Here is an 18,298-nt window from a genome sequence, read left to right as displayed (position 1 = left end):
AAACCGGGGTGCTCACCGGCGTGCGCGGGGCTTGGCGAGGGGGAAGGCGAGGGACTCGCGGATGCTGCCGCCCGTGATCAGCATGACGATCCGGTCGACCCCCATGCCGAGACCCCCGGTGGGCGGCATGGCGTGTTCGAGCGCCTGCAGGAAGTCCTCGTCGAGTTCCATCGCCTCCTCGTCGCCCCCCGCGGCGAGCAGCGACTGCTCGGTGAGCCGGGCCCGCTGGTCGATCGGGTCGGTCAGCTCGCTGTAGGCCGTGCCGAGTTCGATCCCCCAGGCGACGAGGTCCCACTTCGCCGCGACGAGCGGTTTCGTCGGGTGCGGGCGCGTCAACGGCGACACCGAGGTGGGGAAGTCGGTGTAGAAGGTGGGGAATTCGGTGCGGGATTCGACGAGGTGCTCGTACATCTCCTGCGCCGTGGCACCGGCGTCCCACTCGGGGTTGTACGGGATCTCGTGCTCGTCGCACAGCCGGCGCAACTCCTCGACCGGGGTCTGCGCGTCGATCTCGGTGCCGAGGGCGTCCGAGACCGCCCCGTGGAACGTCTTCACCGGCCACTCGCCGGAGATGTCGATCTCGACGGGCGTCCCGTCGGGGCCGGGCCGGACGATCACCGCACGCCCGTGGGCCGCGACGGCCGCGGCCTGGATCAGCTCGCGGGCCAGCACCCGCATGACCTCGTAGTTCGCGTGCGCCTCGTAGGCCTCGAGAATCGTGAACTCCGGATTGTGCTTGAAGTCCGCCCCCTCGTTGCGGAACACCCGGCCGATCTCGAAGACCCGTTCCATGCCCGCCACGCACAGGCGTTTGAGGTACAGCTCGGGTGCGATCCGCAGGTACAGGTCGAGGTCGTAAGCGTTGATGTGGGTGGTGAAGGGGGCGGCGTTGGCGCCGCCGTGCACGGCCTGCAGGATCGGGGTCTCCACCTCGAGGTAGCCCCGCGCTTGCAGCTGCTCGCGCAGCGACCGCACCACCGCGCTGCGCGCCGCGAGCAACCGGCGCGCGGTGCGGTTGATCGCGAGGTCGACGTACCGCTGCCGCACCCGGGCCTCCGGATCGGTCAGGCCGCGCCACTTGTCGGGCAGCGGGTGCAGGCACTTGCCGTCGAGCCGCCAGTCCTCCGCGAGCACCGAGAGCTCGCCGCTGCGACTGCGGCCCGTCACCCCGCTCACCTCGACGAGGTCGCCGAGGTCGAACACGAACCGGCGGCCGCCGACGCGGCTGCGGTCGACCAGGATCTGCACGTCCCCCGACCAGTCCCGCAGTACCGCGAACAGCACGCCGCCGAAGTCGCGGAGTCGCAGGATACGACCGGCGATCCGCACCGCGGTGCCCTCGGGTGCGGTCACCGTCGCCGCGCAGGTGTGCGACGGCGGGTTCGCCACCGGATACGGGTCGACGCCCGCCTCCTCGAGCCGTTCGAGCTTCGCCATCCGCACCCGCACCTGCTCCGGACGGCGGGGGCCGGTGCGCGACTCCGGCGCCGGCAGGGCGGCGGGGGCGCTGCCGTCGTCACGCAGGGTGCCGGTCTCGACGAGCGCCGGAGGAGCGGACGTCTGGGTTCCGGTGTGGCGGCGGGCGCTCCGCTCCCGGCCGAAGCTGGGCAGCGTGAGGAAGCCCTCGGCGATCGCCGACGCGATCCCGACCCGGGGCAGCACCCGGTTGTCGGCGAAGCACAGGAACCGGGGCACCCACTCGGGCTGGTACTTCACGTTGGACCGGTACAGCGCCTCGAGCTGCCACCAGCGGGAGAAGAACACCAGCACCGAACGCCACAGCCGCAGCACCGGACCGGCGCCGATCCGTGCGCCCTCCTCGAACACCGAGCGGAACACCGCGAAGTTCAACGAGATCCAGGTGATCCCGAACTCGCCGCCGTGAGCAGCGAGTTCCGACACCATCATCTCCACGACACCGTTGGGGGCCTGCGGATTCCGCCGCATCAGATCGAGCGAGACCCCGTCGGCGCCCCACGGGACGAGGGACAGCAACGCCACCACCTCGCCGTGGACCGTCGCCTCCACGAGCACGCACCGGCCGTCGAGCGGATCCCCGAGTCGGCCGAGCGCCATCGAGAATCCGCGTTCGGTCTCGGTGTCGCGCCAGTCGTCCGAAAGACGGATCGCCTGCGCCATTTCGGCCTCGGGAACGTCCCGGTGCCGGCGGATACGCACCGTCACGCCCTGCTTGTGCGCACGCGTCACGGCTTGGCGCACGGGCCGCATCTCCCGGCCGGACAGCGAGAACCCCGTGGTGTGGAGAACGGCCTCGTCGCCGAGTTGCAGGACCGACAGACCGGCCCGGCGATAGGCGCCGGCGCCGGCCTCGCTCGCCCCCATCACCGCCGGCGCCCAGCCGTACCCCCGGGCGAGCGCGAGCCACTCGTCGATCGCGTGCGGCCACGCCTCCGGATTTCCGATGGGATCCCCACTGGCGAGACACACCCCGACCTCCACGCGGTAGGTCACCGCGGCCTTACCGCTGGGCGCGAAGACCACCGCCTTGTCGCGCCGGGTCGCGAAGTAGCCCAGCGAATCGTCGCCGTTCCGCTCGAGCAGGCCCCGGATGGCGGATTCGTCGTTCCCGGTCAGTGCGTTGGTCGCCCGTTGCGACCGGAACAGCACGATCACCGCCGCGATCAGCGCCAGCGCCCCCAGCAGGCCGAGCAGGGTGTTGACGAATCCGTGTGGGCGCCCGCTGAACTGATCGTTGTCGAGCAGGGACAGGGCGGTGACCCGGTTGACCGCCCACAGCAACCGCTCGTCGGACGGCAGGGTGCCGGGGAACAGCTCCACCAGGCCCCACCCGATCAGTGTCCCGACGGCCAGGCCGGCGACGAGGACACCCAGCGATTTCCACACCGCGCCGCGGCGGACCCGCGTGTAGAACTCCGGGTACGCCGCGAGCAGGATCCCCACCACCGCGACCTGCACCACGAGACCGATCGCCGCGCCGATATCGCGCTCCGACACCGCCACGTACCCGTTGTAGATCGCGAATCCGGCCAGGTACACGGTGAGAATCCACCATGCGATCCGCTTGCGACTGGCCAGGGCCGCCGCGAGCAGACCGAGCACCAGTGCATACGACAGGCTGGTGTCGGGGGCGTCGAACAGGTAGGTGTCGACGTATTCGCGTGGGGTGTGGACGAAGTAGCGCAGGGTGGGGGAGAGCGACCACAGCGCCACCGCGAGGGCGAAGATCCCGAGGGTCAGGCCCGCCACGTGCGGGACCGAGTTCAGGCGGCCGCGGGGCCGGGCAGACAGGTGGGGGTGCGCCGCAGGTGCCGCAGCAACGTCCGCTGACATGCGTCGACGGTAGCGCCGCGCAGGACCTCGTACCGGTCGGAACCGACAATTCGGTGCGAATCCGTCGTGCCGTCCGCCCCGTGCCGTCCGCCCTGTGCCGTCCGTCCTGTGCCGCTCGGACCGTCGACTTCGACTCGGGCGGTCTGCCTCAAGGTTCGAAGCGGTATCCCATCCCCGGCTCGGTGAGCAGGTGCCGGGGATGGGCGGGATCGGGCTCGAGTTTGCGCCGCAGCTGCGTGAGATACACCCGCAGGTAATGGGTCTGGGTCGTGTAGGACGGTCCCCACACCTCTTCCAGCAGTTCGCGCTGCCCGACGAGCTTTCCGCGGTTGCGCACCAGCACCTCGAGCATCCCCCACTCGGTGGGAGTCAGGTGAACCGGTGCGCCGTCGCGCGTGACCTTCTTCGCGGCGAGGTCGACGGTGAAGTCGTCGGTGTCGATCGCCGGTTCGGTCGTGCCCGAGATGGTGCCGGCTCGGCGGACCGCGGCGCGGATGCGGGCGAGGAACTCCTCCATCCCGAACGGCTTCGTGACGTAGTCGTCGGCTCCGGCATCGAGAGCGGCCACCTTGTCGAGGGCATCGGTACGTGCCGAGAGGACGATGACCGGGGCGGTGCACCAGCCGTGCAGCCCGGCGAGCACCTCGATCCCGTCGAGGTCGGGTAGTCCGAGGTCGAGGACGATCACGTCGGGACGCTGCTGGGCGGCGGCCCGCAGGGCGGAGCGTCCGTCACCGGCGGTGATCACCTCGTACCCGCGTGCGGTGAGGTTGATGCGCAACGCGCGCAGGATCTGTGGTTCGTCGTCGACGACGAGTATGCGGGTCATCGCGGCACCCTCGGCTGCGCGGACGCGAGTTCGACGACCATGGTCGTCCCGCCGCCGGGTGTCTCGGTGGTGGTGACGGTTCCGCTCATCGCTTCGGCGAATCCTCGCGCGACGGTCGATCCGAGCCCCGCCCCGCCGCTGCGGTGGTCGCCGATTCGTGGGAAGACGTTGCCGGCGTCGCCGGATCCGAGGCCGGGACCGCAGTCCGCGATGGTGACGGTGGTGCGGTCACCGGAAGTGACGGCACCGACCCGGATCGGGCCGGTCGGCGCGTAGCGCAGGGCATTGTCGAGAAGGTTGGCCAGGATTCGTTCGAGCAGGCCGCTGTCCGCCTCGACCATCGTGTCGCCGACGTCGACCTCGAGTCGTTCGCGCACCCGGCGGGCGGCGTCCGGGCCGCCGCTCGAGAGCGTGACCACGGCCCGGTGCAGCACCTCGTCGAGGTAGAGCGGCTGCAGGACGGGCGTGACCACCCCGGCCGCGAGCCGAGAGGAGTCGAGCAGGTTCGACACGAGGGCGGTGAGCTGGTCGGTGGACTCCTCGATCGTCGCGAGCAGCTCCGCGGTGTCCTCGGCGGAGAATTCGACGTCGGTACTGCGCAGACTGGACACGGCGGCCTTGACGGCGGCGAGCGGGGTGCGCAGGTCGTGGCTCACCGCCGACAGCAACAGCCGCCGTAGACGGTCGGTTTCGGCCAGGGCCGAGGCTTTCGCCGCTTCGGCGGTGAGTTCGTCCTGGCGGATCAACCCGGCGATCTGCCCGGTGACCGCGGTGAGGATCCGGCGGTCGCGGGGTCGCAATCCTGGGCCGGACAGCAGTAGCGCAAGACGGCCGTCGTCGATCTCGCACACGGTATCGGCCTCGTCGACCGAGGCGGGCGGAGTGGTTCCGGTGCGGTCGACGACGTGGCGGCGGCCGTTCTCGGAACGCAGGATCGCGACACCGGACTGCCCGTAGGTCTCGCGGACCTTGTCGAGCAAGCTGTGGACGTTCGCGCCGCGCAGCACAGCGCCGGCGAACAGGGCGAGCAGTTCGGCCTCCTGCGCGGCGAGCCGCGCCTCGCGGGCCCGGGCCGCGGCGGCGTCGACCAGCGCGGCGACCGCCACGGCGACGACGAGCAGCACCACGGTGGTGACGAAGTTGTCCGGTTCGGCAATGGTGAAGCTGTAGCGCGGTTCGGTGAAGAAGAAGTTGAGCAGCAGGCCGGACAGCAGGGCCGCGACGACGGCGGGGCCGATTCCGCCGAACAGGGCGACGGCGAGCACGACGACGAAGAACAACGCGTTCTGGCCGGCCACCCCGGTGAGGCGGTCGATCACGGCCATCAGGGCGGTCGCGACGAGGGGGATGACGGCTGCCGCGATCCAGGACTGCAGTCGCCGCTCGTGGCGGCCCAGCAACGCCATCTTCGGGCCTCGGGCCGTGTGCTCGTGGGTCACCATGTGCACGTCGATCCTGCCGGAGTCGCGGACGACCGCCGCCCCGATGCCCTCGTCGAGGATGCGGGCCCATCGCGGGCGCCGCGACGTGCCGAGCACGAGCTGGGTCGCGTTCACCTCCCGCGCGAAGTCGAGCAGCGTGGTGGGCACGTCGTCGCCGACGACGCTGTGCAGGCTGGCGCCCAGACTCGCGGCGAGGGTCCGGACCTTTCCCATCTGCGGCGCCGAGACACCGGTGAGGCCGTCGCCCCGGACGACGTGCACGACCATCAGCTCCGCGCTCGCCTTGGCGGCGATGCGGCTGGCCCGGCGCACCAGGGTCTCCGATTCGGGCCCGCCGGTGACGGCGACGACGACGCGCTCGCGGGCCTCCCAGGTGTCGGTGATGGCGTGTTCGCCGCGGTACTTCGCGAGCGCAAGGTCGACCTGATCGGCGAGCCACAGCAGGGCGATCTCGCGCAGGGCGGTCAGGTTCCCTTCGCGGAAGTAGTTGCGCAGCGCGGCATCGACGTTCTCCGGCGCGTAGACGTTGCCGTGCGCGAGACGCCGCTGCAGCGCCTGCGGGGTGATGTCGACGAGCTCGACCTGGTCGGCGCGCCGTACGACGTCGTCGGGCACGGTCTCGCGTTGCACCACGCCGGTGATCTGCTCGACGACGTCGTTGAGGGACTCGAGGTGCTGGATGTTGACCGTGGACAGGACGTCGATGCCCGCGTCGAGCAGTTCCTCGACGTCCTGCCAGCGTTTGGTGTGCCGGCTGCCCGGCACGTTGGTGTGGGCGAGCTCGTCGACCAGGGCGACCGCCGGCCGGCGGGCCAGCACGGCGTCGAGGTCGAGTTCGTCGAACACGGTGTCGCGGTACGTCATCCGCCGTGGCGGGACGATCTCGAGGCCGGCCAGCTGCTCGGTGGTGCGCGCCCGCCCGTGCGTGTTCACGATCGCCACCACCACGTCGGTGCCTCGGCCGATTCGCCGATGGGCCTCCCCCAGCATGGCGAACGTCTTTCCCGCGCCGGGGGCGGCACCGAGGTAGATCCGCAGCCGTCCCCGGCGCGACGCCTCGGGGACGGCGGTGCGTGCGGTACCGGTCACGACGCCATCATCCACCCGAGGGGACCTCGTCGCAGTCGGGTGCAGTCAGTCCCAGGGCCACGTTCAGCTCGGGCACGTTCACTCGTTCGGCGCCGAGGAACCCGAGTTGCCGGCCCTCGGTGTGCGCGGCGACCAGCTCGCGGACCCATTGCTCGGGGATGCCGGTGACCCGCGCGACCCGCGGCACCTGCACCGCGGCGTAGGCAGGGGAGATGTGGGGGTCGACGCCGGAGCCGGATCCGGTGACCGCATCGACGGGAACGGCCTGCGGCGGCACCTGCTCGCGTGCGGCGATCGCCGCACGCCGCTCGTCGACGAAGGCGGCCAGCACCTCGCTGCCGGGGCCTTGGTTGGACGGCAGGGCGGCGGCCGGGTCGCCCGGGGTGAATGCGTCCCCGCCGGCGACCGAGCCGACGACGCGCGTGTGGAAGAACGGGTCGGGCTCACCGACGGCGACCTGCGGATCGACGCCGATCAGCCGGCTGCCGACCACGCACCCGTTCGCGTCGGTCAGCGCCGAACCCTCGGCGCTCGCCGCACCGAGTCGTCCCACCACCCATACCGTCGCCGGATAGGCCGCTCCGACGATCACGGTCAGTGCGACCAGCATCAGCAGGCCGGCCCGCACCTGCCGGATCAATCCTGCGAAGAAGTTCCCGAATCCCATCCGTGTCACCCGATTCCCAGACGCACCACGAGGTCGATCAGCCAGATCCCGACGAACGGGGTGATCACCCCACCGAGGCCGTAGACGAGCAGATTCCGCCCCAGCAGCGACGACGCGTTCGCCGGCCGGTACCGCACACCCTTCAGGGCCAGCGGTATCAGCGCCACGATCACCAGGGCATTGAAGATCACCGCCGACAGGATCGCGGACTGCGGGGTGGCCAGTCCCATGATGTTCAACCCCGCCAGCTGCGGATAGATCCCGCTGAAGAGGGCGGGCAGGATCGCGAAGTACTTCGCCAGGTCGTTGGCCAGGGAGAAGGTGGTCAGTGCCCCGCGCGTGATGAGCAGCTGCTTGCCGATCTCGACCACTTCGATCAGCTTCGTCGGATCGGAGTCGAGGTCGACCATGTTCCCCGCCTCCTTGGCCGCGGAGGTGCCGGTGTTCATCGCCACCCCGACGTCGGCCTGTGCCAGGGCGGGCGCGTCGTTGGTTCCGTCGCCGGTCATCGCGACCAGCCGTCCGCCCTGCTGTTCCGAGCGGATCAGCGCCAGCTTGTCCTCGGGAGTCGCCTCGGCCAGGTAGTCGTCGACCCCCGCCTCGGCCGCGATCGCCCGCGCGGTGAGCGGGTTGTCCCCGGTGATCATCACCGTGCGGATGCCCATCGCGCGCAGTTGTGCGAACCGCCGTGCCATGCCCGGTTTGACGACGTCGGACAGTTCGACGACGCCGACCACCGACGCGCCCCGGGCGTCGCACCGGGCCACCACCAGAGGCGTTCCGCCGACGCGGGCGATGTCGTCGACGACGGCGCTCACCGCGTCGGGCGTCCGTCCGCCCTCCTCGGCCACCCAGCGGCTCACCGCATCGGCGGCCCCCTTGCGGATTCGGACCGGGGTGTCCGCGTCGGCGACGGTGTCGAGGCCGCTCATCCGGGTGTGCGCGGTGAAGGCGACGAACTCGGCGGAGCGCTCGGCGTCCGACGGCCCCGGATCGAGGTGGTACCGCTCGGCGCAGAGTTCGACGATGCTGCGTCCCTCGGGGGTACCGTCGGACAGGCTCGACATCCTTGCCGCGGAAGCTATTTCGTCATCCGTGATGCCGGGAGCCGGGTGCAGTGCGGTGGCGCGGCGGTTGCCGTAGGTGATGGTTCCGGTCTTGTCCAGCAGCAGGGTGTCGATGTCCCCGGCGGCCTCCACGGCACGGCCGGACATGGCCAGCACGTTGCGCTGCACCAGCCGATCCATGCCGGCGATGCCGATCGCGGACAGCAGGGCTCCGATCGTGGTGGGTATCAGGCACACCAGCAGCGCGATCAGTTCGACCGGTCCCTGCTCGACACCGGCATACGCGCTCATCGGAGCGATCGCGACCACCGCGAGCAGGAACACGATCGTCAACGCCGCGAGAAGGATGTTCAGGGCGATCTCGTTCGGGGTCTTCTGCCGGGCGGCGCCTTCGACGAGAGCGATCATCCGGTCCACGAAGGTCTGCCCGGGTGGGGCGGTGATCCGCACGACGATGCGGTCGGAGAGCACGGTGGTGCCGCCGGTGACGGCGCACCGGTCGCCGCCCGACTCGCGGATCACCGGGGCGGATTCTCCGGTGATCGCCGACTCGTCGACCGTGGCGATGCCCTCGATCACGTCGCCGTCCCCGGGAATCGTCCCACCGGTCTCCACCACGACGAGATCGCCCACGCGCAGCTCGGTGGCCGATACGGATTCCTCGGCGGCCGGACCGGTGAGGCGACGGGCTGCCGTGTCCTGCTTGACCTTTCGCAGGCTCGCCGCCTGCGCCTTGCCTCGCCCCTCGGCGACCGACTCGGCGAGGTTGGCGAAGAGCACGGTGAACCACAGCCACGCCGCGATCGACCAGGCGAACAGGGTGGGTTCGACGATCGCCGCGACGGTGGCGACCGCCGACCCGACCAGCACGACGAACATCACCGGATTCCGCGCCACATGCCGGGGATCGAGCTTGCGGATCGCTCCCGGCAGGGCGTCTGCCAGCTGACGGGGGCTGAACACGCCCCCGCCGACACGATGCGGGCGGGAGGCGATCGTCTCCCGGTGGGAATGAACATCGACGGTCAATGCAGTGCCTCCGCGACGGGGCCCAGGGCCAGGGCCGGGAAGAAGGTGAGAGCCGCAACCAGTACGACGGTTCCGGTGAGCAGCCCGGCGAATGCCACACCGGTGGTGGGCAGCGTGCCCGCCCCGGCCGGGGTGCGCCGCTGGGAGGCGAGCGAGCCGGCCAGAGCCAGGACGAACACGATCGGCAGGAACCGCCCGAGCAGCATGCACATCCCCAGCGAGGACTGGAACCAATCGCTCGTGACGGTCAGTCCGCCGAACGCGCTGCCGTTGTTGTTCGACGCCGAGGCATAGGCATAGAGCACCTCGGTGAAGCCGTGGATCGCGCCCGGCGTGCCCGGGTCCCCGGAGTTGCCGAGATACCCGGTGGTGGGCGAGAGGATCACCGTGATTCCGGTGCCGACGAGTACCAGGGCCGGCATGACCAGGACCGTCAGCGCGGCAAGGGTGATCTCGCGCCTGCGCAGCTTCTTACCGAGGAACTCGGGGGTGCGCCCCACGAGCAGGCCCCCGACGAACACGGCGAGCACCGCGAGCACCAGCATGCCGTACAGGCCGGTGCCGACGCCGCCGGGCGCGATCTCGCCGAGCAGGATGTTCAGCAGAACGGCCCCGCCGCCCAGCGGGGACATGCTGTCGTGCGCCGAGTTCACCGCACCGGTGCTCGTGCCGGTGGTCGACACCGCGAACAGCACCGAACCGGGAATCCCGAACCGGACTTCCTTGCCCTCCATCATCGCGCCGGCGGCGTTCGCCGCCACACCCCGCGTACCGGATTCGGCGGCCAGCGCCACCGCCAGGACGGTGCCGTAGAGCACCGCCATCACGCCGAGGACGGTCAGGCCCTGCCGTCGGTTGCCGATCATCGTGCCGAACGTGCGCGTCAGCGCCACCGGGATCAGCAGGATCGCGAGGATCTCGACGATGTTGGTGACGGGGGTGGGATTCTCGAACGGGTGCGCCGAGTTCGCGGCGAGGACGCCGCCGCCGTTGGTGCCGAGTTCCTTGATCGCCTCCTGCGAGGCAACCGGCGCGAGCGCGTTCGTGACCGTGTCGCCGTCCAGTCCGGTCGCGGTGAAGCCGCTGCGATACGACTGGATCACGCCCTGGCTCAGCAGGATCAGGGCGATCACGAATGCCAGCGGTAGCAGGATCCGCAGGGTCCCGCGGACCAGGTCCACCCAGAAGTTGCCGATCTCGCCGCCGCGTCCGACGCGCACCAGACCACGGATCAGGGCGGTCACGACCGCCATCCCCACCGCCGCCGAGACGAAGTTCTGCACCGCGAGCCCGGCGGACTGGGTGAGTGGGCTCATCGTCGTCTCGGGCACGTAGGACTGCCAGTTGGTGTTGGTGACGAACGAGACGGCCGTGTTGAACGCTACGGCCGGGCTCACCCCCGCCAGCCCGTTGCTCAGCGGCAGGATGCCTTGAACGCGCTGCAGGAGATACAAGAAGAGCACGCTCGCCAGGGAGAAGCCGAGCACACTTGCGGCGTATCCGTACCAGGTCTGCTCGGCGCGGGGATCGATCCGGCACACCCGGTACATCAGCGACTCGATCCGCAGGTCCTTCCACCGGAGGTCGGTGTCGGTCGTGTAGACCCTCGCCATGTAGTCACCGAGCGGAACGTATGCCAATGCCAGGACTGCGACGACCAGGGCGATCTGCAGTCCCGCGGCAACAGCTGGAGTCATCGGATCGTCAGAACCTCTCCGGATCGAGCAGCGCGATCAGCAGGTACGCCACGAGTGCCACCGCGATCACGACGAGCGCGACACTCGCCGCGCCCGCCCAGGTCATCGGTTCGCCCCTCGCGCGTGCAGGGCACGCAGGACCAGAGCGCACACCAGGAACCCAGCCAGGATCAGCACCACGTACGCGGCGTCGGCCATGTCGTCTTCCCTTGTCGTAGACACGAATCAGGCGCCGATCGGCGCCCCGCACCACACTGTTGCACCGTGCGCTTCCCTCGACGGCGATCCATACGGAATCTTGATGCCCGCGGTCGATGTCCTGACGAGTTCTTTACACGCCGGTGCGGGTCCCGGCGGCGCAGTGCCCGCGGGTTCCGAGACCGGACGCTGGTCAGCGGATAGCGTCGACGGGTATGAGTGCCCGTCCGAGACCGCTGCCGCAGCTGCGTATGGCGGCTGCCGCGTACCGATTTCGCGAGAGCCTGTTCGCGCTGCCGACGTTGATCGTCGCTGCCGGGGTGATCCTCGCCGAGGTGACCGCGTACCTCGACCGCACCCTCCCCACCGACGTCGCGGGGTGGGCCGTGCAGATGAACAGCAACGGCGCGACGTGGCTGCTCAGTACCGTGGCGGGCGCGACGATCACCACGGCGGGGGTGGTGTTCTCACTGACCGTGGTCAGCCTGCAGCTGGCCAGCAGCCAGTTCTCGCCCCGGGTGATGCGCTCGTTCATCCGGGACCGCGTGAGCCAGACGGTGATCGGCATGCTCGTGGCGACGTTCGTCTACTGCGTGCTGACGCTGCGGCACGTGGGAGCCGAGGCTGCCGAACCGGCGCCGGGGGTGTCGATGACCGTGGCCCTGGTGCTGACGGTGGCAACCGTCGTCCTGATCGTCGCCTATCTCGACAGGCTCGCGCACGGACTGCAGGTCGGTGAGGTGGTGCGCACGATCGCCACCGAAGCGGACGGGGTGCTCGACGCAGCGGTTCGGGAGAGCCGCACGGAACGCCCGGCCGCGGCGGTGTCCCGGCCGGCTTCCGACGCGATCATGACGGTTCCGGCGGTCCGGGACGGCTGGGTGACCCAGGCGCCGACCGAGCATCTTCTCGCGTCGGTACCCCCGTCGACGGTGGTGCGCCTGGAAACGCGTCCCGGCGCCTACATCCATCGCGGCGAAGTGCTGTTGCGCGTGTGGCCGGTCCCGGACCGTGCCGACAGGGTCCGTCGCCGGCTCGAGGCCGCCGTGGAGATCTCCGACACCCGCACCATGCAGCAGGACGTGGATTTCGCGCTGCGCCAGCTGGTCGACATCGGCCTGCGCGCTCTCAGTTCGGCGATCAACGACCCCACCACCGCGACCGAGGTGGTCCTGCGCATCGGCAGTCTGCTGCGGACGCTCCTGACCGCCGAGGTGCCGCCGCTGTCGGTCGCCGGCGCCGACGGCCGGGTGCTGCTGCGCCCGTGGATGCTGTCCCCGCCGGAGTACGTCGAGCACGCCTTCGAGCAGATCCGGCAGGCGTGTCCGCGGCAACTGCACGTGGCCACCGCGGTCGCGCGGGTGCTGCGCATGCTGACCGACCATGTGCGGGCCGCCGACCGGGACGAGCACGTACCGGAGCTCGAGCGGCAACTGCGGTTGCTCGTCGAGTCCGTGGCCGCCGAGCCGGGGCACCACCCCGAGGACCTCGCCCGGTTCCGGGCCGTGGCCGAGTCTCCGGTCGACCCGGCCGAGCACGAGGTGGACTGAGCCGTCGCGCGTGACTCGCGCGACGGAATCCGCCCGGTGGTTCCCGAGCGGATTCCGGGTCGCGGCCGGTTACTCCTCGACGCCCATGTGGCGGATGGAGGGACCGCCCTTGTGGTCGCTCGAGCGGCCGAGCTTGGAATCGAGCAGGCTGCGCAGGCGGTGGACGGCACCGTCGAACGCTTCCTTCACCGAGCCGGCGTTGTGGGTGACGACGATCGGTTGCTGACCCGCGATGCGGGCCTCGAGGAGGCACCGCTTGTCCGTGGTGCCGAACTTCCCGGCGTTCTCGTCGCTGAGGTGGATCTCGAGCCGGGTGATCCGGTCGGCGAACCGCTCGACCGCGGACGCGAGCTCGCTCTCGAGGCGGTCGGCGATGTCGTCGTCGATCTGGATGTGGCTGTCCTTGTTGAGCTGGATCTGCATCGATCTGTCTCCTTCTCGGTCCGGCGATACGGCCGGAGGGGATCCCCCGGGTTCCGCACCGCGCCCGCTCCGATTCCACCCGAGCACGACGACGGGCGGCAACCCGGGTCCGTCTAGCCGGGTCCGTCTAGCCGGGGTTCTCGGGTTCGCGGCGGGAGAGCGCGCTCGGCCACCACACCCGCTTGCCGATGTCGATGGTCAGGGCGGGAACGAGCAGCGACCGGACCAGCAGGGCGTCGAGCAGCACGCCGAACGCGACGATGAACGCGATCTGGGCGAGGAACAGCAGCGGGATCACCGCCAGTGCCGAGAACGTCGCGGCCAGGACGATGCCCGCCGAGGTGATCACACCACCGGTCACGGTCAGGGCCCGCAGCGTGCCACGCCGGGTGCCCACGCGCGCGCTCTCCTCCCGCACCCGCGTCATCAGGAAGATGTTGTAGTCGATACCCAGCGCGACGAGGAAGACGAAGCCGAACAGCGGCACCACCGGGTCGGCGCCGGGGAACCCGAGCAGGTGGTCGAAGACCAGCGACGACACCCCGAGGGTGGCGGCGAAGGACACGACGACCGTCAGCATCAGCAGCACCGGGGCGACGATCGCGCGCAGGAGCAGGACGAGGATCAGCAGCACCACGGCGACGACGACGGGAATGATGACCGTGCGGTCGCGGGTGGCGGTGTTCTTGGTGTCCAGGTCCACCGCCGAGTTGCCGCCGACCAGCGCCTCGGCGTTCGGGATCCCGGCCACCGCGTCGCGGATGCGTTCGACGGTGTCCTCGGCGGCCAGCGAGTCGGCCGGGTCCGACAGGGTCGCCTGCAGCGCGACGCGGCCGTCGACGACGGTCGTCGCGCCGTCCGGCCCGGTCACCGGTACCACCTCGGTGACGCCCTCGATGCGGGCGGCGGCGGCGACGTCGCCCGCCGCGGACTCACGGGTGATGATCACCGCGGGCGATCCGGTGCCCGCATCGAAGTGCCTGCCGAGCACCTCCTGGCCGGTCACGGACTCGGTCTCGAGCAGGAAGATCTCGGACTGCGCGACGCCGTCGGCCTCGAACTGGGGCAGCAGCATCGCGAAGCCGACGAGCACGATGCTCGACACGACCCAGATCCGGCGCGGGTGGGCGCCGACCTTCCGGGCGAGGGCGCTCCAGAACCGGTGCGCCGAGGCGAGGTCGTCGCGATCGGCGTCGGGGTCGACGGTGGGCCGCTTGGGCCAGAACGCGGCGCGGCCGAGCAGCACGAGCGCGGACGGCAGGAAGGTCATGGAGGCGACGAACGAGGCGACGATGCCGATCGCGGCGACGGGGCCGAGGCCGCGGTTGGAGTTCAGGTCGGACAGCAGCAGGCACAGCACGCCGGCGATGACGGTGCCCGCCGACGCCGCGATGGGCTCCAGCGTCGCCCGCCACGCGGTGCGCATCGCGGCGAACCGGTCCTGCTCGAGGCGCAGTTCCTCGCGGTATCGGGACACCAGGAGCAGCGCGTAGTCGGTCGCGGCACCGAAGACGAGGATGAACAGGATGCCCTGGCTCTGTCCGTTGAGGGCGATGATGCCGGCGTCGGCCAGCAGGTACACCAGCAGGCTCGCCAGTGCGAGGGCGAACACCGCCGAGAGGATCACCACGAACGGCAGCAGCGGACTGCGGTAGACGACGACGAGGATCAGCAGGACCACGCCGCCGGCGACCAGCAGCAGCAGGCCGTCGATGCCCTCGAATGCCGTCGTCAGGTCCGCGATCTGCCCGGCGGGTCCGGTGACGAGGACCGTCAGCCCCTCGGGTGGGTTCGCGAGCTCCGCGCGCAACTCGTCGACGGCCTCGCCGACCTCTCCGGTGCTGTCGACGGGCACGATCAGCCGTGCGGCCTGACCGTCCTGCGACGGAACCGGCGGCGGGCCGGCGGACGCTCCCGCGAGGTAGGCGAGGTCGTCGGGGGTGATGCCGGACGGGCGTTCGGCGACGACGATCGCGGGCACGAACCGGGTGTCGGTGAAGTCCGCATAGAGTTCGCCCGCCCGGGTGGATTCCGCGGACGCCGGGAGGAAGGAGCTGTTGTCGTTCTGCTGGACCTCGCTGAGCTTGCCGGCGAAGGGGCCGCCGGCGCCCGCGATCGCGAGCCACGCGATGAGCAGCAGCGCGGGCAGCAGCCAGCGGATGCGGCGAGGTGAACGAGCCGGCGCGGTGACGGTGTTCAATCTTCCTCCAGGAGAATGCGACTACGCCGAGCCCAAATTACTCAGCTAGCTGAACAATAGTGAAAAGGTATCTCATGAGCGACGATCTCGAGAGCTGGCCGACCGGCCGGCTGCTGTCCACGGCCGCCCGGCTCGTGGAACAGGCCTGGGAATCGACTCTGCGCGCGCACGGCCTCACCCACGCCGGCCTGGTCGCCCTGCACACGATCGCGGACGGACCCCGCTCCCAGCGGGAGATGGCCCGGGCCTGCCGGGTGACCGACCAGACGATGAGCCGGACCGTCGAGCACCTCGAGCGGTCCGGCCTCGTCACGCGCGCCGTCGACCCCGCCGACGAGCGGCGCATGCGCGTACAGATCACCGAGTCGGGGAACGAGCTGTATCGGGCGATGATCGAACTCGAACGCACCGATGCGCAGCCGACCGCGGTGGTGTCCGACCCCGGCACCCTGCGCTCCCTTCTGATCGAACTGGTCCGATCCGCGCAGCGTTGAACCGCCGCGACGAGGCGGGCAGGTCCGTCCGCCGGGGTCAGCCCAGCGGCAACTGCGCGAAGATCTGCGTCGGCTGCGTCGACCCGCCCGGCGGTTCGACGCTGAAGGCCAGCGCGGTCGAGTGCCCGACGCCCTCGAGGACGGCCGTCGTGGACGGCGCCACCGCCTCGGCGTCCATGATGCCCGCGGACTCCGGGCCCTCGGGGGTCATCAGCCACATCTGGTAGACACTGCCCTCCGCGGGCGGCGCCACGTTGTTCATCACCAGAACCCCGGCGTCGGCTTCCTTCGAGTACACCACCGTGGCAACTCCGCCGCCCTCGATCTCACCCGACGTGGTGCGCACGTCCTCCGCCGCGAACACCTGCTCCGAGGTGGTCGCGGTCTCCTCCTGCAACTGGGTCACGACGGCGAATCCACCGACGGCGACGAGGATCGCGGCCGCCGCACTGAGCAGGAAGTTGCGGCGCCGGCTGCGGCGTTCGTCCAGCGAGACGGGAGCGGCGGGCGGAGCGGACTCGGCCGCGACCGCGTCGAGCAGGCGCTCACGCAGACGTGCCGGCGGCTCGGTGGCCGTCGACGCGGACACCATCGCCATCGTCTCCCGGACGGCCGCCGTCTCCCGATCGAACGCCGCCGCCACTTCGGGATCGGCGCCGGCGACCCGGGACTCGATGTCGCGGCGCTCGGCATCGGATACCGCATCGAGCGCATACACGACCGCGAGGTCGATCAGTTCGCGGTCGGAATCGCCGAAACCGGGCCGGGCCTCACTCCTCATCGCCCTGCACCCCCAGACACTTGCGTAGACGGAGCAGTCCGTCGCGGATTCTCGATTTCACGGTCGGTAGCGTGACCGAAAGTTGTTCGGACACTTCGCGGTACGTCAGACCGCCGTAGTAGGCCAGTTCGACGGACCGCCGTTGCAGGTCGGTCAGGGTGCCCAGACAGTGGGTGACCTGCTGCCGATCCTCGCGCCGGGCCGCCTCCTCGCTGACGACGTCGAACGCCGCGTCGACGTTGCTCGCGCCGTAGCGGGCCTCGCGGTCGGCTCCGGACTGCTCGGACCGCACCCGGTCGACGGCACGGCGGTGCGCCAGAGTGATCAGCCAGGACAGCGCCGAACCCTGCGCGGCGTCGAACCCGGAGGCCGACCGCCAGACCTGCAGGTAGACCTCCTGCGCGGTCTCCTCGCTGTACCCGGGATCGCGCAGGACCCGCAGAATCATCCCGTACACCCGGGCGCGGGTCAGGTCGTAGAACTCGGCGAACGCAGCCGCATCCCGCGCCGCCACGCGCGCGAGCAGCGCGTCGAGTGTGTCGGTACGTCCGCCGACGCCGGTCATCGGCTCTGTCCGCTCATCGAGCGAAAGCCTAGTCGGGCGATTCGGGCGGCTCAAGCGATCCTCCGGCGGACCGCCCGGGCGGCCGGGGCCGGGGGGTGAGGCAAGGGTCGAATCGAGCACGGCGGTCACCTCCGGAAAAGCCGGGGAGCTGCGGAACGGTGTGCGATGTCAGGCATGGTCGCCTCCGGCGCCCCGGCCGGCCGGAGCCAGGGATTCGCGCAGGAACTCGGCGGTGACGGCATGCCACCAGCCCGGCTTGGTGAGCAGGAAATGCCCGCCGCCCGCCAGCGGCCGGAACTGGGCGTCGACGCCGCGGCCGCGGGCCCGGGCCGTCTGCACCGCGCTCACGCGCGGATCGCACCACGTGTCGGCGGTGCCGTGCACGACCAGGAGTCGTCGCTCGGGCGGGACGAGCGCGCCGTCGTCCTCGGGCCACCACGGTGCCAGCGCGACGACGGCCCCGACGCCCGGCTGGGCCGCGAGGTGGGCCGCGACCCGTCCGCCCATGGAGTGACCGACGAGCCCGATCCGGACGTCACCGCGCCGCCGGCGCACCTCGTCGAGGGCCCGCAGGGCATCGTGGACGGGACTCATCCGGTCCCCGTTCCAACCGCGGTAGGTGTAGCGCACCTGGCCGACGGTGATGTCGTACATGCTCAGCCGGGACCGCAGGGACTCGGTCAACAAGGTCATCCGCAGCGCGGACAGGTGCCACGGCCGGGCGGCGGAGGTGCTGACCGGCTTGCCACCTGGCAGAACCAGCACATGAGCGCGGGGCCGGTTCGATACGATCTCCATGCCCGTTGTTCGGAGCCTGGCCGGAATCGGATGGGTCGAAAGAATTTCTCGGCATCCACCCATCCGCCCTCCCGACCGTGCCGAATGGCAGATGACACACCTGACCGACGTGGTCGCACGGATCACGACACCGAAGGGAAGAGGGCCATGGTTATCA

At 70.6% G+C, this 18,298-nt stretch carries 14 protein-coding genes; 2 read left to right on the top strand and 12 right to left on the bottom strand.

Annotated features, from left to right (window positions below; genetic code table 11):
• Window positions 1-12 precede the first annotated feature (12 nt).
• From lysX to kdpF, 7 genes are all read right to left on the bottom strand, one after another.
• Window positions 13-3,312, bottom strand: coding sequence for a bifunctional lysylphosphatidylglycerol synthetase/lysine--tRNA ligase LysX (gene lysX, locus RR3_RS15330; protein ID WP_064066393.1), 3,300 nt, complete (start codon window positions 3,310-3,312; stop codon window positions 13-15).
• A gap of 148 nt (window positions 3,313-3,460) precedes the next feature.
• Entirely contained in the window at window positions 3,461-4,141 is a 681-nt protein-coding gene (locus RR3_RS15325; RefSeq protein ID WP_010595497.1) for a response regulator, read from the bottom strand.
• Complete coding sequence (locus RR3_RS15320) at window positions 4,138-6,672, bottom strand: sensor histidine kinase (protein WP_010595498.1); 2,535 nt, start codon at window positions 6,670-6,672, stop codon at window positions 4,138-4,140. The genes RR3_RS15325 and RR3_RS15320 overlap by 4 nt, the downstream gene beginning before the upstream one ends.
• Before the next feature lie 7 nt (window positions 6,673-6,679).
• Window positions 6,680-7,339, bottom strand: a complete 660-nt coding sequence (locus RR3_RS15315) for a potassium-transporting ATPase subunit C (protein ID WP_010595499.1) — start codon at window positions 7,337-7,339, stop codon at window positions 6,680-6,682.
• Window positions 7,340-7,344: 5 nt separating this feature from the next.
• Window positions 7,345-9,435 (bottom strand): potassium-transporting ATPase subunit KdpB, encoded by a 2,091-nt coding sequence (gene kdpB / locus RR3_RS15310; RefSeq protein ID WP_040273148.1) that lies wholly within the window; start codon window positions 9,433-9,435, stop codon window positions 7,345-7,347.
• A complete protein-coding gene (gene kdpA, locus RR3_RS15305) occupies window positions 9,432-11,132 on the bottom strand; it encodes a potassium-transporting ATPase subunit KdpA (RefSeq protein WP_017681112.1) in 1,701 nt (566 codons plus the stop codon). The genes kdpB and kdpA overlap by 4 nt, the downstream gene beginning before the upstream one ends.
• A gap of 7 nt (window positions 11,133-11,139) precedes the next feature.
• On the bottom strand, window positions 11,140-11,238 hold the full coding sequence (kdpF, locus tag RR3_RS15300) for a K(+)-transporting ATPase subunit F (protein ID WP_017681113.1): 99 nt from the start codon (window positions 11,236-11,238) through the stop codon (window positions 11,140-11,142).
• 343 nt (window positions 11,239-11,581) lie between these two features.
• On the opposite strand from kdpF, the gene RR3_RS15295 reads away from it, so the two are divergent.
• Entirely contained in the window at window positions 11,582-12,880 is a 1,299-nt protein-coding gene (locus RR3_RS15295; RefSeq protein ID WP_010595502.1) for a DUF2254 domain-containing protein, read from the top strand.
• 69 nt (window positions 12,881-12,949) lie between these two features.
• On the opposite strand, the gene RR3_RS15290 is transcribed toward RR3_RS15295, so the two are convergent.
• Both RR3_RS15290 and RR3_RS15285 read right to left on the bottom strand, forming a co-directional pair.
• On the bottom strand, window positions 12,950-13,303 hold the full coding sequence (locus tag RR3_RS15290; protein WP_010595503.1) for an HPF/RaiA family ribosome-associated protein: 354 nt from the start codon (window positions 13,301-13,303) through the stop codon (window positions 12,950-12,952).
• A 127-nt stretch (window positions 13,304-13,430) separates the two neighbouring features.
• Entirely contained in the window at window positions 13,431-15,503 is a 2,073-nt protein-coding gene (locus tag RR3_RS15285; RefSeq protein ID WP_017681115.1) for an MMPL family transporter, read from the bottom strand.
• 74 nt (window positions 15,504-15,577) lie between these two features.
• Between RR3_RS15285 and RR3_RS15280 the strand changes: the two genes are divergently transcribed.
• On the top strand, window positions 15,578-15,997 hold the full coding sequence (locus tag RR3_RS15280; protein ID WP_010595505.1) for a MarR family winged helix-turn-helix transcriptional regulator: 420 nt from the start codon (window positions 15,578-15,580) through the stop codon (window positions 15,995-15,997).
• A 37-nt stretch (window positions 15,998-16,034) separates the two neighbouring features.
• Here RR3_RS15280 and RR3_RS15275 read toward each other — a convergent pair whose 3' ends face one another.
• From RR3_RS15275 to RR3_RS15265, 3 genes are all read right to left on the bottom strand, one after another.
• Window positions 16,035-16,778: an anti-sigma factor gene (locus RR3_RS15275; protein WP_064066392.1), complete on the bottom strand. Its 744-nt coding sequence runs from the start codon at window positions 16,776-16,778 to the stop codon at window positions 16,035-16,037.
• Window positions 16,768-17,343 carry a sigma-70 family RNA polymerase sigma factor gene (locus RR3_RS15270; protein ID WP_064066391.1) on the bottom strand — a complete coding sequence of 192 codons (576 nt, stop codon included), beginning with the start codon at window positions 17,341-17,343 and terminating at the stop codon, window positions 16,768-16,770. Before RR3_RS15270 ends, RR3_RS15275 begins: the two co-directional genes overlap by 11 nt.
• A 168-nt stretch (window positions 17,344-17,511) precedes the next feature.
• Window positions 17,512-18,141, bottom strand: coding sequence for an alpha/beta fold hydrolase (locus tag RR3_RS15265; protein WP_064066390.1), 630 nt, complete (start codon window positions 18,139-18,141; stop codon window positions 17,512-17,514).
• Between the last annotated feature and the right edge of the window lie 157 nt (window positions 18,142-18,298).

The organism is Rhodococcus ruber NBRC 15591, assembly GCF_001894945.1.
GTDB classification, from domain to species: domain Bacteria; phylum Actinomycetota; class Actinomycetes; order Mycobacteriales; family Mycobacteriaceae; genus Rhodococcus; species Rhodococcus ruber.
Note: the sequence above shows the minus strand (reverse complement) of the source record. Positions and strands in the feature narration are given on the sequence as shown.